Source organism: Bradyrhizobium sp. STM 3562 (assembly GCF_045571435.1).
Classification (GTDB): domain Bacteria; phylum Pseudomonadota; class Alphaproteobacteria; order Rhizobiales; family Xanthobacteraceae; genus Bradyrhizobium.
On record NZ_CP120694.1, the window covers coordinates 245,472 to 259,676 of the forward strand.

Annotated in this window: 11 protein-coding genes and 1 riboswitch; of the genes, 3 read left to right on the forward strand and 8 right to left on the reverse strand. The window is 65.1% G+C overall.

Translation table 11 applies throughout. From position 1 onward, the window contains the following. Positions 1–69 precede the first annotated feature (69 nt). Positions 70–1,368 (reverse strand): MFS transporter, encoded by a 1,299-nt coding sequence (locus P6U23_RS01160; protein WP_407177806.1) that lies wholly within the window; start codon positions 1,366–1,368, stop codon positions 70–72. 177 nt (positions 1,369–1,545) lie between these two features. Continuing rightward, complete coding sequence (gene ggt / locus P6U23_RS01165) at positions 1,546–3,297, reverse strand: gamma-glutamyltransferase (RefSeq protein WP_407177807.1); 1,752 nt, start codon at positions 3,295–3,297, stop codon at positions 1,546–1,548. A 96-nt stretch (positions 3,298–3,393) separates the two neighbouring features. Here ggt and P6U23_RS01170 point away from each other — a divergent pair, with 96 nt between their 5' ends. Next, complete coding sequence (locus P6U23_RS01170; RefSeq protein ID WP_407177808.1) at positions 3,394–3,567, forward strand: hypothetical protein; 174 nt, start codon at positions 3,394–3,396, stop codon at positions 3,565–3,567. A 92-nt stretch (positions 3,568–3,659) separates the two neighbouring features. Here P6U23_RS01170 and purH read toward each other — a convergent pair whose 3' ends face one another. The 3 genes from purH to P6U23_RS01185 form a co-directional block, all read right to left on the reverse strand. Beyond that, on the reverse strand, positions 3,660–5,252 hold the full coding sequence (gene purH, locus P6U23_RS01175; protein WP_407177809.1) for a bifunctional phosphoribosylaminoimidazolecarboxamide formyltransferase/IMP cyclohydrolase: 1,593 nt from the start codon (positions 5,250–5,252) through the stop codon (positions 3,660–3,662). Between the two features lie 24 nt (positions 5,253–5,276). After that, positions 5,277–5,357: riboswitch (ZMP/ZTP riboswitch) on the reverse strand. A gap of 142 nt (positions 5,358–5,499) precedes the next feature. After that, positions 5,500–7,215, reverse strand: a complete 1,716-nt coding sequence (locus P6U23_RS01180) for a heparinase II/III family protein (RefSeq protein ID WP_407181742.1) — start codon at positions 7,213–7,215, stop codon at positions 5,500–5,502. 213 nt (positions 7,216–7,428) lie between these two features. After that, the gene (locus P6U23_RS01185; protein ID WP_407177810.1) at positions 7,429–8,775 is read right to left on the reverse strand and encodes an RsmB/NOP family class I SAM-dependent RNA methyltransferase; all 1,347 of its coding nucleotides are present in this window, start codon (positions 8,773–8,775) and stop codon (positions 7,429–7,431) included. A 174-nt stretch (positions 8,776–8,949) separates the two neighbouring features. Between P6U23_RS01185 and P6U23_RS01190 the strand changes: the two genes are divergently transcribed. Next, positions 8,950–9,165, forward strand: a complete 216-nt coding sequence (locus P6U23_RS01190) for a DUF1674 domain-containing protein (RefSeq protein ID WP_407177811.1) — start codon at positions 8,950–8,952, stop codon at positions 9,163–9,165. Between the two features lie 13 nt (positions 9,166–9,178). On the opposite strand, the gene P6U23_RS01195 is transcribed toward P6U23_RS01190, so the two are convergent. Then, positions 9,179–9,691, reverse strand: coding sequence for a L,D-transpeptidase (locus P6U23_RS01195; protein ID WP_407177812.1), 513 nt, complete (start codon positions 9,689–9,691; stop codon positions 9,179–9,181). A gap of 332 nt (positions 9,692–10,023) precedes the next feature. Then, positions 10,024–11,973, reverse strand: a complete 1,950-nt coding sequence (gene acs, locus P6U23_RS01200) for an acetate--CoA ligase (protein WP_407177813.1) — start codon at positions 11,971–11,973, stop codon at positions 10,024–10,026. Between the two features lie 399 nt (positions 11,974–12,372). Between acs and P6U23_RS01205 the strand changes: the two genes are divergently transcribed. Further along, positions 12,373–13,518: a DNA topoisomerase IB gene (locus tag P6U23_RS01205; protein ID WP_407177814.1), complete on the forward strand. Its 1,146-nt coding sequence runs from the start codon at positions 12,373–12,375 to the stop codon at positions 13,516–13,518. A gap of 172 nt (positions 13,519–13,690) precedes the next feature. On the opposite strand, the gene P6U23_RS01210 is transcribed toward P6U23_RS01205, so the two are convergent. Then, on the reverse strand, positions 13,691–14,140 hold the full coding sequence (locus P6U23_RS01210; RefSeq protein WP_407177815.1) for an SRPBCC domain-containing protein: 450 nt from the start codon (positions 14,138–14,140) through the stop codon (positions 13,691–13,693). Positions 14,141–14,205 lie beyond the last annotated feature (65 nt).

Genomic DNA, 14,205 nt, shown 5'->3' on the forward strand with positions numbered 1-14,205 from the left:
GGATTCCGCACTTCGCTCGCTATCGCGAGCGTCCCGGAATGACACGCGCATAACCTTCAGATTTGCAAATCACGCATCGGCGTGCAGCACCCGGCCGCGGGTCTCCGGCAGCGCGAACGCGGCAAGGAAGAACACGCCGTAAGCTGCGACCGCAAAGATCGCAATGGCATTGGCGAGCGTCGTCGTGGTCGAGAGCGCGCCGACCAGATAGGGAAACAGCGCGCCGATGCCGCGGCCGAAATTGTAGCAAAAGCCCTGGCCGGAGCCGCGCAGCCGCGTCGGGTAGAGCTCGGTGAGGAAGGCGCCCATGCCGGAGAAATAACCCGAGGCGAAGAAGCCGAGCGGGAAGCCCAGGATCCACAGCACCTCGTTGGTGAGCGGCAACTGCGTGTAAAGCAGCACCACGGCAATGGCACCCAGCGAAAAGATCAGGAACAGATTGCGCCGGCCGATCCGGTCGGCGAGCCAGGCGCCGACCAGATAACCGACGAAGGAGCCGATGATCAGCGCGGAGAGATAGCCGGTGGATGAGACGATCGACAGCTTGCGCTCGGTGGTGAGAAAGCGCGGCACCCAGAAGGTGATGGCGTAATAGCCGCCCTGCATTCCCGTTGCCATCAGCGAGGCGAGGATGGTGGTTTTCAGAACAGGACCCGAGAAGATCTCCCAGAGTGGCGGATGGGTGCCCGCTTGCGTCTGCCTGGCGCGGGTGGCGGCCGCGATATCCGGCTCGGTGACGTAGCGGCGCAGATAAAACACCAGAAGCGCGGGCAAGGCGCCGACCGCGAACATCCAGCGCCACGCGATCTCCGCCGGCATCAGCGAAAACAGGATGGCCTGCGCCAGCACCGCCAATCCCCAGCCGACCGCCCAGCCGGATTGTACCGAGCCGACCGCGCGCCCGCGATATTGCGGGCGGATCGCTTCGCCCATCAGCACCGCGCCCGCCGCCCACTCGCCGCCAAAGCCCAGGCCGAGCACCGCACGCGCGATCAGGAGCTGGTCGAAATTCTGCACGATGGCGCAGACCAGCGAGAAAAACGAGAACCACAGGATCGTGAATTGCAGGGTCCTGACGCGGCCGATGCGATCGGCGAGATAGCCGCCCAACCAGCCGCCGATCGCGGAGGAGAGCAGGGTCACGGTGCCGGCAAGGCCCGCGGAGCCGGCATCGACCTTCCACAGCGTGATGATCGTGCCGATCACCAGCGGATAGATCATGAAGTCCATGCCGTCGAGCGCCCAGCCCGCCGCGCAGGCCCAGAAGGTCCGGCGCTCCGCCACATTCATGTCGCGATAGAACGCAAGCAGGCTGGTATCTTCGATCGCGGCGGTTTCGACGTTTGGCGACGGGTCGGCCGTTGTCATTGGGGGCTTCCTCTTCCCACGTATTTGGCCGGCCTTATACTCCGCTGCCGCAGGCGCGCAATCGGCGTGCGCCTCCAGCGCATGATCCGGACCCGCAGGGCCGCGATAGTGCAAAATGGAAACCGGTTTTGCCTCGCGACAAAGGCGAAGCGTTTGCGCTGATATCGCGGCCTGCGCTTATTGCCCCGCAGCTTCCGCACCGCGGGTGCGCAGATCCGGCGCGCCCAACAGGCCGGTCGGCGTGACGAGTATGGAATTGGCGGAGGAGTAGCCTGCCGACTCCGCCATCGTATGTCCCTTGGCGGCGAGCGCGGCCAGCACCTGCGCGGAAAATCCCGGCTCGATCGAAACCTGGTCCGGCAGCCATTGATGGTGCAGCCGCGGCGCCGCGACCGCAGCCGCCACGTCCATGTTGTAGTCGAGCACGTTGACGATCACCTGCAGCACCGTGGAGATGATGCGGCTGCCCCCCGGCGAGCCCGTCACCAGCAAAACCTTGCCGTCCTTGAGCACGATCGTCGGTGACATCGAGGACAGCGGCCGCTTGCCCGGTCCGGGCAAGTTCGGTTCGAAGCCGACGAGGCCGAAAGCGTTCGGCGCTCCGGGCGCGGCGGTGAAGTCATCAAGCTCGTTGTTGAGCAGCACGCCCGTGCCTTCGGCGACGAGACCGACGCCATAGCTGAAGTTCAGCGTGTAGGTATTGGAGACGGCATTGCCGAACTGGTCGACCACGGAGAAGTGCGTGGTGTTGCTGCCTTCGTGTGGCGCTTTCGCGGTGGCGATTTCGGCCGATGGCGTGGCTCGCTCAAGGTCGATCTTGGCGCGCTGGCTGGCGGCATAGTCCTTCGCCAGCAAGGTCGCGAGCGGCGCCTTGACGAAGGCGGGATCGCCCAGATAGCGGGCGCGGTCGGCATAGGCGCGCTTCATCGCCTCGATGATCAGATGTAGCGACGGCGCCGACCCCTGCTTCATCTCGCCGAGCGGATAGCCCTCGAGGATGTTGAGCGATTCCAGCAGCACGGTGCCGCCGGAGGAAGGCAGCGGCATCGAGACGATGTCGTAGCCGCGATAGCTGCCGCGCACCGGCGCGCGGATCACGACCTGATACGACTTCAGGTCATCCGCCGTCATCAGGCCGCCGGCGTCGGTCACCGCCTTGGCAAGCCTCTCCGCGACGGGCCCCCGATAAAATCCGCGCGGCCCCTGCGCCGCGATCGCGGTCAGCGTGTCCGCGAGGTCGGACTGGATCAGCCTGTCGCCCTCGCGTAACGAGCTCCCGTCGGGCCGCGAAAACACCTTTGTCGACGAAGGCCAGCGTGCAAGCCGCCGATACCATTGCGGCAGCGTGTCGGCGAGGTCATCGGTGACGATGATACCGTCTCGCGCCAACGCGATCGCAGGCTGCAGCAGATCTGCCAGCGAAAATTTGCCGGAGCCGTATTTGTCCAGCGCCAGACTGAGACCCGCGACCGTGCCGGGGACGCCGATGCCGAGCGCGGAATCGCGCGATTTGGCCGGATCGGGTTTGCCGTCCGGCCCCAAGAACATCTCCGATGTGGCCGCATTCGGCGCGCTCTCGCGATAGTCGATCGCGACGTCCTCGTTGCTCGCGGCAAGATGAATCACCATGAAGCCGCCGCCGCCGATATTCCCCGCGCGTGGATAGGTCACGGCAAGCGCAAAACCAGTCGCGACCGCCGCGTCGATGGCATTGCCTCCGCGCTTCAAGATGTCAGCGCCGATCCGTGCGGCGATCTTCTCCTGCGCCACCACCATGCCGTGCTCGGCGGCGACCGCATGGATGCTCTCGGCGGCAGGTATCGTATAGGCGTTGCGGCGCTGCGCCGGCGCGGAGGCGGTCGTCACGCAGAGCGTCAGCAGCGCGAAGCAGGCGAGCAGCTTGCGCCTTGTCGTCATGAAAGCGAGCATCAGATGTCCGGCGCGCGATGGGACCAATGGAGTTCGCGGCGATGCTACAGGGATTGCGGCGGAGTTGGCAAAGCGCGAAGGCGTGAGGTGATGTGCTTGATCAGCCCGCGCGTGATCAGCGTCATCATCACCGCCACTGCAAGCCAAAGCCGGCATGGCGGTGCTGGTGGTGTTTTCGTGACGGGATTGGCGCTGTTCGCGCGGTTAGAGCATGATCCGGAAAAGGGTGAAGCGGTTTTCCGAAAAGATCATGCTCAAACAAGAATCTAAAGCTGGATGGCGATTCGACCTAATCCCATCGCGCTTTTGGGGGTTCTTCGTCGTCCCGGCTCGCGCTGCGCTTGGCCGGGACGACAATGGAGCTAATGCCGGAAATGCCTGACCCCGGTGAACACCATGGCGATGCCGTGATCGTCGGCGGCCTTGATCACCTCCTCGTCGCGGATCGAGCCGCCCGGCTGGATCACGGCCGTCGCGCCGGCCTCGATGCAGGCCAGCATGCCGTCGGCGAAGGGGAAGAATGCGTCGGAGGCGACCACTGAACCCTTGGTCAGGGGCTCGGCGAGCTTCAACTCCTTCGCCGCGTCCTGCGCCTTGCGTGCCGCGATGCGCGCAGAATCCACCCGGCTCATCTGCCCCGCGCCGATGCCGACGGTCGCAAGGTCCTTGGCGTAGACGATGGTGTTGGATTTCACATGCTTGGTGACGCGAAACGCGAATTTCAGATCGCGCAGTTCGGCTTCCGTCGGCGCGCGCTTGGTCACCGTCTTCAGCGGCATATCGTCCACGACTGCATGATCGCGGCCCTGCACTAGCAGTCCGCCGGCGACGGTCTTGGCGGTAAGACCCGGCGCGCGCGGATCAGGCAGTCCGCCCGCCAGCAACAGCCGCAGATTCTTCCGGCCGGCGATGATCGCGATGGCTTCGTCCGTTGCAGCCGGCGCGATGATGACCTCCGTGAAGATGCCGATCGCCGCGCGCGCGGTTTCCGCGTCCAGCGTGCGGTTGAGCGCAATGATGCCGCCATAGGCCGAGGTCGAATCGCAGGCCAGCGCCTTGCGATAGGCCGTCACCAGATCCGGGCCTTCGGCGACGCCGCAGGGGTTGGCGTGCTTGACGATCACGCAGGCCGCGGTGCGCTTGGGGTCGAACTCGGCGACGCATTCATAGGCCGCGTCCGTGTCGTTGATGTTGTTATACGACAATTCCTTGCCCTGGAGCTGCCGCGCGGTGGCAATGCCTGCCCGCTTTTCGGCGAGCGCATAGAAGGCCGCGGTCTGGTGCGGATTTTCGCCATAGCGCAGCGGCTGGATCAGGCGTCCGCCAAGCGCGCGATAATCGGGAGCTTCGATCTTCAATTCGTTCGCGAACCAGTTGGAGATCGCCGCATCGTACGCGGCCGTGCGCGCGTAGGCCTTGGCGGCGAGACGCCGGCGCAGCGCCAGCGTGGTCGCGCCATCATTGGCCGCGAGCTCGTCGAGCACCGACTGATAGTCCTGCCCCTCGACGACCACGGCGACATGCTCGTGGTTCTTGGCCGCGGCGCGGATCATCGCGGGCCCGCCGATATCGATATTCTCGATGCAATCGCCGAAGTCGGCGCCCTTCTCGACCGTGGCTTCGAACGGATAGAGATTGACGACCAAGAGATCGATCGGCGCAATGCCGTGCGTCTTCATGGCCTGCGCGTGCTCGGCGTTGTCGCGGATCGCCAGCAGGCCGCCATGGACCTTCGGATGCAACGTCTTCACCCGCCCGTCCATCATCTCCGGAAAGCCGGTGAGATCGGCGACGTCCTTCACCTTCAGCCCGGCCGCGGCGAGCGCCTTGGCGGTACCGCCGGTCGAGACGAGTTCGACGCCGCGGGCCGCAAGGCTGCGGGCAAATTCGATCAATCCGGCTTTGTCGGAAACGGACAATAAAGCGCGGGCGACGCGGCGAGTCTGATTGGTCATGAGCAAGATCCTCTGTTCAGGGAGTGCTTATGCCCAGGCGCGCGGCAGAGAGTCTCGCGCTTCCCGATGGTGCTCCATCCAAAATCGCCAGTCGCGCGAGCGCGGGCTGGTTAGCAGCTTCCGGCGCCGTTCACAACGGCTAGATGCCGCCGATCCTGCCTCTTGCGCCGAAGTGGCAAGCTCCGCTGCGGGCGTTCGTCCTGACCATCCCGGCCCGGATATGTGGGACGCGGTTCCCGGCGCGGCTCTACAGCGGCAATTCCGGTTCGCGCCGCGCATTGCGGCGGGCGTTGGTCGTGGTGGCCGAGGCGGTCGAACGCACAAAGCTCCAGCGGATCGAGCCGGCATGCCGTGAATCCTGCCGGATCACGATCTGGGCGGTGCGGCGGGGGCCGTCATTGCCGGCAAGGAACACGCTGTCTTCCAGTTCGACCTTGTCGTCCAACGCCTCGAAGGTCCAGACGTCGCGGTTCGGCAGCACCAGCATGACCCCGCGCCCGTCCGACAGCCGGCTCGCCTTCACGGAAGGATGCAGGTGGAAGCGCAAGGCATAGTCGGTATCGTGGCCCTTGATGCGCGCGCCGGATGCCGGCCCCACCGTATCCTCGCCGTCGACCCGGGAGCCGTCATGCGAGAGCAGGAGCACGCGGCGGTGCACGACGCCGAAGCGCGGGACGTAGCCGTCATGGGAGGTGGTCAGCAGCGCGCCATTGGCGACCTCCTCCCGATAAGCCTCGACATGGGTCGGGCCGCTGACAACAGGTGCGCCCTGCAGGAACCGCTTCATCGCCGACAGCTCGACGAACTGGCAGGAGGATGTGTCGTGATAGGTGAGCGTCGAATGCGCCGCCGTGCTGCGCGCAAATGCCCGCCAATTGTCACGTCCCGTCGAGGGCATGCCGCAATTGGCGACGATCCTGCTTTGGCCTGACGACAGTTCGAAGGAGAGGCAGCCCGCATGAGCCTCGTGGCTGACGCTTGCAGGCGGTGGCGCACCGGTATCCATGATGACGGTCGTGGTGCCTGCGTCCAGGCGTTGAAAACCGGTATGCGGCATGCTCGCCATCGGCGTGCCATGGGTGTCGTCATAGGCGAGCAGCGTGGCGAGCAGATCGGACGGCGTGCCGCTCATGCCGTTGAACAGCGCGATCGAGCCGTCGCCATGGCGGAAGAAGCGCAGCATCGGCATCATGCGGTCGATGGCGTTCAAAAGCGCGGGCGGGGGCGCGATGTTGCGCGCGGCGAAGGTCTGCCGCAGCGGCAACAGATCGATCAGAAGCTCGATCAGCGCGCCGGGGTTACGCGAGATATGCCCGCCGTCGGGCAGGATCTGGCGATGCAGTTCGTCCGAGAGTTTTTTGCTCGCGCTGCGGATGTGTTTCGCCTGGTTGGCGAGGCACAGCGAGGCATAGCACAACGCGATCACGACCTGCAGCCGCGGCACGCCGTCGGACATGTCGATCATCGCGTAGCGCAACTGGCGGATTTCGCGCGTCAGCCCGCGCAGATAGCGCCGGTAAAACTTGCCGTCAGTGTCGCTGAGCACCAGCGGGGCCTGGGACAGCAGCGAAATCACGCGGCGCGCCAGCACGTCGGCGCGGCGGGCGATCGGGCGCTTCTGCGCCGCGTTGGATATCCAGTCGTCGATCAGCGCCCGGGCGTTGGCGCGGGTCAGTGCCGTATCGGCGGCGCGCAAGTGACGCAGCCAGCCGAACCCAAGCAGCGACACTTCCCAATCTTCCGACGGCGGCTCGAGATCGAAGATGGAACGGCCGTGGCAGGTCACGATTTTGCCGGCGAACACAAACCGGCCGGCATAGATTTCGGCGGCGCGAGTGGCGTCGGCCGTGCGCAGGTCGTGCGGCGCGATGATCAGGCGGTCGGCGCGGGTCGGCCACAGCCGCGACACGGCGGCCGATCCGCCGCTGGCGCGCGCCATCAGGTTCCGCGCGAAACGGCCCATGATCAGGGTCGAAATGCGTCTGCGTTGAGCGACCGACACGCCTAGCCTTGAATTGGGAGAAGCAAGTATTTCTGGCGAATCCTTTTAGTCCGGAAACGCAGCTTTACCATCCTCTTGAACGCAGGAGAATCAGGGCGCGGAAGCCAAATTCCGGTGCAAAATCAGTCCTAAACCCGCGGACTGGCGCTAACATCCACGTGTTGCGGCCAGACGTCAGCGCACCAAGCGCGCGGCGTAGAATCCGTCAAGTCCGGCAAAGCGCGGATCTTGATGCGGCAAATGGCTGGGCAAGGTGCGCAAGTCGCCGTCGCCATTGACGAGCTCCGCAAGGCCGCCGATCTCGCGCGCCTCGATCGGCACCCGGCGCAGCATGGAATCGGCCTCGAGCAAGGCGGCGATCGCAGCCTCGCCCTCTTCCGGCTCGAGGGAGCAGGTGCAATAGACCAGCATTCCGCCCGGCTTGAGGAGGCTCACGCCCTTGTCCAGCAGCCGCCTTTGCAGCGGGACGAGCTGCGCGATGTCGCTTTCCTGGCGCAGCCACGCGACATCAGGGTGGCGGCGAATCGTTCCCGTCGCGGTGCAGGGCGCATCCAGCAAAACGCCGTCGAACAAGCCGTGGTCTCCGCCTTGCCACTCGCAGGCGTCGGCGACCACGGTCTCAGTCCGCAGCGACAGCCGGGCAAGATTGTCGCGCAGGCGCGCCATCCGCGCCGGCGAGCGGTCGATCGCAACGACATTGGCGCCGGCTTGTGCGAGCTGCGCGGTCTTGCCGCCCGGCGCGGCACAGAGATCGAGAATGGTCTTGCCGGCGATGTCGCCGAACAGCCGTGCTGGCAAAGCGGCGGCGGCGTCCTGCACCCACCATTGTCCCTCGGCAAATCCCGGCAGCATCGTCACCGAGCCTTGCAACAGCGTGCGCACGGAGCCTGTCGGCAGTAACTCGCCATGCAGCCGGCTCGCCCATTGGGCGGCATCGGTCTTGACGGTCAGGTCGAGCGAGGGGTCATGGCCGAGCGCGGCGGCCATCTCGCGGGCGGTCGCTTCGCCATAATGGGCGATCCAACGCTTGGCGAGCCAGGGCGGCAGGTCGAGCATCTGGGTCGCGACTTCCGCGATCAGCGCTTCGCCCTCGCGCGCGCAGCGGCGCAGCACGGCGTTGACCAGCCCGGCATATTTCGCAGCGCGCCGGTCCGATTGCACCAGCCGCACCGAGAGATCGACAGCGGCATGGTCGGGGACGTCCATCCAGAGGATCTGCGCAGCGCCGATCATCAGCGCGCTCCGGGCGCGTGGCGCATCGTTCGGCATGCCGCGATCGAGCAGCCGCGACAGCACATGGGTCAGCGTGCCGAGCCGCCGCAGGATGGTGGCCACCAGGCGCCGCATCAGGGCGCGGTCGCGGTCGGGCAGTGTCTTCAGGCCGGGATGGGCGCCGGCGCCGTCGACCTGGTCATCCAGCGTGCGATGCTTGTGCAGCACGCCATCCAGAATGTCCGCCGCGATCCGTCGCGCCGCGAGGCCGGGCACTTCGGTGGGGGGCGCAAATCGTTGGGGAGGCATGCTGGAACGTGACTTGGAGAAAGAAGGGCAGTTCCGCAAAAGGTCGGGGCATGCCATTGAACAAGCAAGAGGTCTGGCATCGGAATATGCCATTTGTAAGAATCGGTCTCTGGCTTTTTCGCAAGGCACCTACGATGTTTTGGAAACGGAGGCGCGCCTGTCAGGAGCAAGCCTATGAGTAATGATGTGCCATCCAAGCCGCTGGTTGCGGCCGCCGAACGCAAGCCGCTTCCGCCGGCCGCCCAACGCGCGCTCGCGGAAGCCGAGGCGCGCCGCCGCGCGGCCGCGGCGAACGCCAAGGCTCTCCCGGAGGAATTTCAGGGCCCGAAGGGGCCGGAACCGACGCGCTACGGCGATTGGGAGAAAAAGGGCATCGCCTCGGATTTCTGAGACGCTGAACCCTTCAGTGGGTCACCACCACTCGAGTACCGACGGAGACGCGGCTGTAGAGGTCGGTGATGTCCGCGTTGAGCATGCGAATGCATCCATAGGACACGAATCGGCCGACCGAGCCCGGCACATTGGTGCCGTGAATGGCATACTCGCCGCCGGCGAGCGTCATCGCCGCAACGCCCATCGGATTGCGCGGCGAGCCGCCCGGGATCACGTCGGGAATGTTGGGCTTGTCGTGCTTGACCTCCGCGGGCGGCGACCAGGCCGGGTAGCGGTATTTGCCGTCGATCTCCGTGCTGCCCGCCCACTGCTTGCCGGCCTTGCCGACGCCGACGGGGTAACGCATGGCGTGGTCGGCATCGAGAATGAGATAAAGGTGCCGCTCGCCGGTGCGGATCACGATCGTTCCCGGCGAATATTCGTTGTGAATGCCGATGATCTCCGGCCGCGCCTGCGCCGTCGATGTCATCAGCAGTCCCGCCCCGATGGTGGCGGCCAACGCCACCGCAATCCTCGTCGACATCAACCCTCTCCGCTCTTGCATCGCTCGCCACAAGCGGCGGCGTCGGACGCACGCGAACGCCGCAACCTGCCCGGTGACCGGTACTTTAACCGCGCGCGTTAACCAGACGGTTGCCACGCGGGGGCGTCGATCGCGTTCGGCGGAGGGAGGAAAGAAAATGTTGGGAACAAAGTAAATGATTTGGAAACAACATCCGCCTGGAAAGCGCGGCAGAAGCGTCACAATCTCTGACAATCGCGTAGGCGGCGCCCGTGTGCCGCTGCCCGCCAATTAATCTCGTCATTCCGGGTTCGCTCGCGCGCGCGAGCGCCCCGGAATGACAGCAAGTGGCATCAGGCGGTCGCCTTCCGGTTCTGCCGGTTCTTGACGAGATCGTCCACCACGGCCGGATCGGCCAGCGTCGAGGTATCGCCCAGACTCGACGGATCGTCCTCGGCGATCTTGCGCAGGATTCGGCGCATGATCTTGCCCGAGCGCGTCTTCGGCAGGCCCGGTGCGAACTGGATCTGGTCAGGAGATGCAATGGGGCCGATCTCCCTGCGCACCCAGTTGACCAATTCCTTGCGCAATTCCTCGCTCGGCTCGGTCCCCGCCATCAGGGTCACATAGGCGTAGATGCCCTGGCCCTTGATGTCATGAGGATAGCCGACCACGGCGGCCTCCGAGACCTTGGCATGCGCCACCAGCGCGCTTTCGACTTCCGCGGTGCCCATGCGGTGGCCGGAGACGTTGATGACGTCGTCGACGCGGCCCGTGATCCAGTAGTAGCCGTCGGCATCGCGCCGGCAGCCGTCGCCGGTGAAATATTTGCCCTTGTAGGTCGAGAAATAGGTCTGCTCGAAGCGGGCGTGATCGCCATAGACCGTGCGCATCTGTCCCGGCCAGGAGCGGGTGATACAGAGATTGCCGGTCGCCTCGCCCTGCAGCACGTTGCCATCGGCATCGACGATTTCCGGCGCCACGCCGAAGAACGGGTGTGTTGCCGAGCCCGGCTTCAGCTTGGTGGCGCCCGGCAGCGGCGTGATCAAAATGCCGCCGGTCTCGGTCTGCCACCAGGTGTCGACGATCGGGCAGCGGCCCTCGCCGACGACCCGGTGATACCATTCCCACGCCTCCGGATTGATCGGCTCGCCGACGGACCCGAGCAGGCGCAACGAGGCTCGCGAGGTCTTCTTCACCGGCTCGTCGCCCGCCTGCATCAAGGCGCGGATCGCGGTCGGCGCGGTGTAGAACGTGTTCACCTTGTGCTTGTCGATGACATTCCAGAACCGCGAATTATCCGGGTAGTTCGGCACGCCTTCGAACATCAGCGTGGTCGCGCCATTGGCGAGCGGCCCGTAGAGGATGTAGCTGTGGCCGGTGACCCAGCCGACGTCGGCGGTGCACCAATAGACGTCGCCGGCGTGATAATCGAAGACGTATTGATGCGTCATCGCGGTGAACACGAGATAGCCGCCGGTGGTGTGCAGCACGCCCTTGGGCTGGCCGGTCGAGCCGGACGTGTACAGAATGAAGAGCGGATCTTCCGCGTGCATGTGCTCGCAGGGACATTCGGTGGTCACGACTGCGGCCGCCTCGTGGTACCAGAGGTCGCGCGAGAGCTTCATGTCGACCTTGGCGCCGGTGCGCTTGACCACGATGACCCAGTCGACGCCCTCGGTCTTGGCGAGCGCGGCATCGACATTGGCCTTCAGCGGCACCTTCTTGCCGCCGCGCAGGCCCTCATCGGCCGTGATGATCACCTTGGATTGGGCGTCGTTGACGCGCTGGGCGAGGCTGTCGGGCGAGAAGCCCGCAAACACCACGGAATGGATGGCGCCGATCCGCGCGCAAGCCAGCATGGCGTAAGCCGCCTCCGGAATCATCGGCAAATAGATGGTGACGCGGTCGCCCTTCTTGACGTTGCGGGTGCGCAAGATGTTGGCCATCTTGCAGACCTCGTCATGCAGTTCCTTGTAGGTGATGTGCCGCGACTCCGAGGGGTTGTCGCCCTCCCAGATGATCGCGGTCTGGTCGCCGCGGGTGTGCAGGTGGCGGTCGATGCAGTTATAGGCGGCGTTGAGGACGCCGTCCTCGAACCATTTGATGGAAATGTTCCCCGGTGCGAATGACCAGTTCTCGATTCTGGTGGGGGTCTTCATCCAATCGAGGCGCTTGGCTTGCTCGGCCCAGAAGGCGTTCGGATCGGAGATCGAGCGGGCGTACATTTCCTTGTATTTGGCCTCGTCGATCCAGGCGCGCTTCGCCCACTCGGCCGGTACGTCGTAAATCTTTTCGGACATTTCACACCCTCCACGGATACGGCCAGTGAACGCCTTCGCACTGACAGCCGTCCTTCGTTGTTAACAGTGATTATCGTCGGGCTCACCTGCGCCGACAAGCGTGACAGCTAAGACCTTCGGCGAGTCTTTAACCATGCGAGAGATCAAAGCCGCTTCGCGCCTGCACATGGCGCGGGTTCGATTTCGCGCAATTGCGCAGATTTGGTTTGGCCCGCCATGAACGCTAGCGGTCGAATACCTCCCATGACCGGTATTTGAGAACCGTCGCTCTCGCGTTTGGGACTCGCCTTGTGGAAAACTACCCCCTAAATGGCCCTTCCAGGGCTTGAAGCAGCCCTGCCGGAACAAACCCATAATAGCCGGCGTTGGCGGATCAACAGGAGCGAGGCAACTAAACCCATGATGGATCAGCAGAATTTCGCTGCGGCGCGGCCGGATTCCGCCGATCCTGAAGTGGCACTGGCCAAAGCCTTGGGTCAATGGCCAAAGCCGGCCACCGCGACGCCAAAGCTCAACGGCACGAGTTCGGTCGAGGCTCTGGCCAAGGAACTGGGTTTGAAGCTCGGCGACCAGAACGAATTGACCATCCGCCGCATCAAGCGCGGCAAGGGCTATTCGTTCGTGCGCGCCAACGGCTCCCATATCCGCGATGCCCGCACCATCCGTCGTCTGCATGCGATGGCGGTGCCGCCGGCCTATCGCGAGGTGCGCTACTCGCCCGATCCTAATTCGCATCTGCAGGCCGTGGGCCGCGATGCCGCAGGCCGATTGCAGTACCGCTACCATGCCGATTGGGAAAAGGTCCGCGAGCAGCGCAAGGCGCACCGCCTGGCCAAGCTGGTCGGCGCGCTGCCCAAGATCCGACGCAAGGTGTCGGCGATCCTGTGCGGCGAGGAGCCGAACCGCGAGTTCGCGCTCGCCGCCGTCATCGAACTGATCGCGCGCACCGCCATCCGCCCGGGCAGCGAATCCTATGCGCGGTTGAACGGCACCCGCGGCGCCAGCACCCTTCTGAAGTCCAATGTGACGCTGGAAGAGGATTCGGTCGTTTTGACCTTCAAGGCCAAAGGCGGCAAGGCCGTGCGCAAGGAATGCGATGCGGCAAAGCTCGTGCGTGCCATCGGCATTTTGCGCCGCCTGCCGGGCCGGCGCATGTTCCAGTATCGCGACGGCTCCGGCATCGTGCGCGCGGTCAACACCACCCAGGTGAACGCATTCCTGCGCGACATCGCCGGCATCCCGATCACGCTGAAGGATTTTCGCACCCTGATGGCCTCCGCGGTGGCGCTGGAATCGCTGTCGCGGATCACGCCGGCCAAGAGCGCCCGCGGCCGCAAGCGCCAGGTGCTGGAAGCGGTGCGCGCCGCCGCCGACCAGCTCTCCAACACGCCGGCGATCTGCCGCAAGAGCTACGTGCACGACACCATCGTCACCGCCTTCGAGGATGGCATTCTGGAGCGCTTCGCGGCGACCATGAAAGGCTGCCGCTCCCAGACCAGGCGCGAGCAGCTCCTGGCGCAGGTGGTGATAGCTGCGGCGCAGTAGCGAGATCGGCGTTCGGCAAGACCGCTAAGACTTCGGATCCGATTTCGAACATCCGACGCCGACATTGCGGTGCATGTTCAAGGTCGAGCAGCCTTCGCGCAAGGCCGCCCATCTTGCAGACGAGCTTCCATTCCTCTGCCGTCGCTGCTTCCCCGATGAAGAGCTCGAATGGTCACCCCGACCCGGCGCCATGATCGATGCCGGGATCGCCGCCGGCGGCGGCAATTGACAGCCGGCCGAGGTAATGGGCCCAACCTCTCGCGTGGGCGGCGCACTGGGCTTCGTTTGGAAGACCGCTATGGGTCATGCGCAGCAGCGTCCCGCCGTCGCGGTCGACAAGATCGATCTCGATCAGGCTCGACCCGGGCGGCACCTCGTCGCGGCCCTCCCAGCCGAAGCTATAGGCGAGGCGGTGCACCGGCACGACCTCGCGGAACGCGCCGCGCGCATTGTTGCGCTGGCCGACGCCTTTTACGAGATAGAGGCCGCCGGGATGAGCTTCGGTCGTTGCCTCCGCGCCCATCCAGCTCATGATTTTTTCCGGGTCGGTCAGGAAGGCGAAAACTGTGGCAGGCGGGGCGGCGATCTGGACCTCGCGTCGGATCACAAACGATTCGTTCATCGGCATCTCCTGTAGCGATGAAGCGGCGCGGACGCCCTGATATAGGGATAGCGCGTGACAAGGAT

Coding starts and splice junctions, on each gene's coding strand:
- P6U23_RS01195 (WP_407177812.1), bottom strand. CDS start 9,691: ATGTCGACGAGGATTGCGGTGGCGTTGGCCGCCACCATCGGGGCGGGA.
- P6U23_RS01160 (WP_407177806.1), bottom strand. CDS start 1,368: ATGACAACGGCCGACCCGTCGCCAAACGTCGAAACCGCCGCGATCGAA.
- P6U23_RS01180 (WP_407181742.1), bottom strand. CDS start 7,215: ATGGGCCGTTTCGCGCGGAACCTGATGGCGCGCGCCAGCGGCGGATCG.
- ggt (WP_407177807.1), bottom strand. CDS start 3,297: ATGCTCGCTTTCATGACGACAAGGCGCAAGCTGCTCGCCTGCTTCGCG.
- P6U23_RS01210 (WP_407177815.1), bottom strand. CDS start 14,140: ATGAACGAATCGTTTGTGATCCGACGCGAGGTCCAGATCGCCGCCCCG.
- purH (WP_407177809.1), bottom strand. CDS start 5,252: ATGACCAATCAGACTCGCCGCGTCGCCCGCGCTTTATTGTCCGTTTCC.
- acs (WP_407177813.1), bottom strand. CDS start 11,973: ATGTCCGAAAAGATTTACGACGTACCGGCCGAGTGGGCGAAGCGCGCC.
- P6U23_RS01205 (WP_407177814.1), top strand. CDS start 12,373: ATGATGGATCAGCAGAATTTCGCTGCGGCGCGGCCGGATTCCGCCGAT.
- P6U23_RS01190 (WP_407177811.1), top strand. CDS start 8,950: ATGAGTAATGATGTGCCATCCAAGCCGCTGGTTGCGGCCGCCGAACGC.
- P6U23_RS01185 (WP_407177810.1), bottom strand. CDS start 8,775: ATGCCTCCCCAACGATTTGCGCCCCCCACCGAAGTGCCCGGCCTCGCG.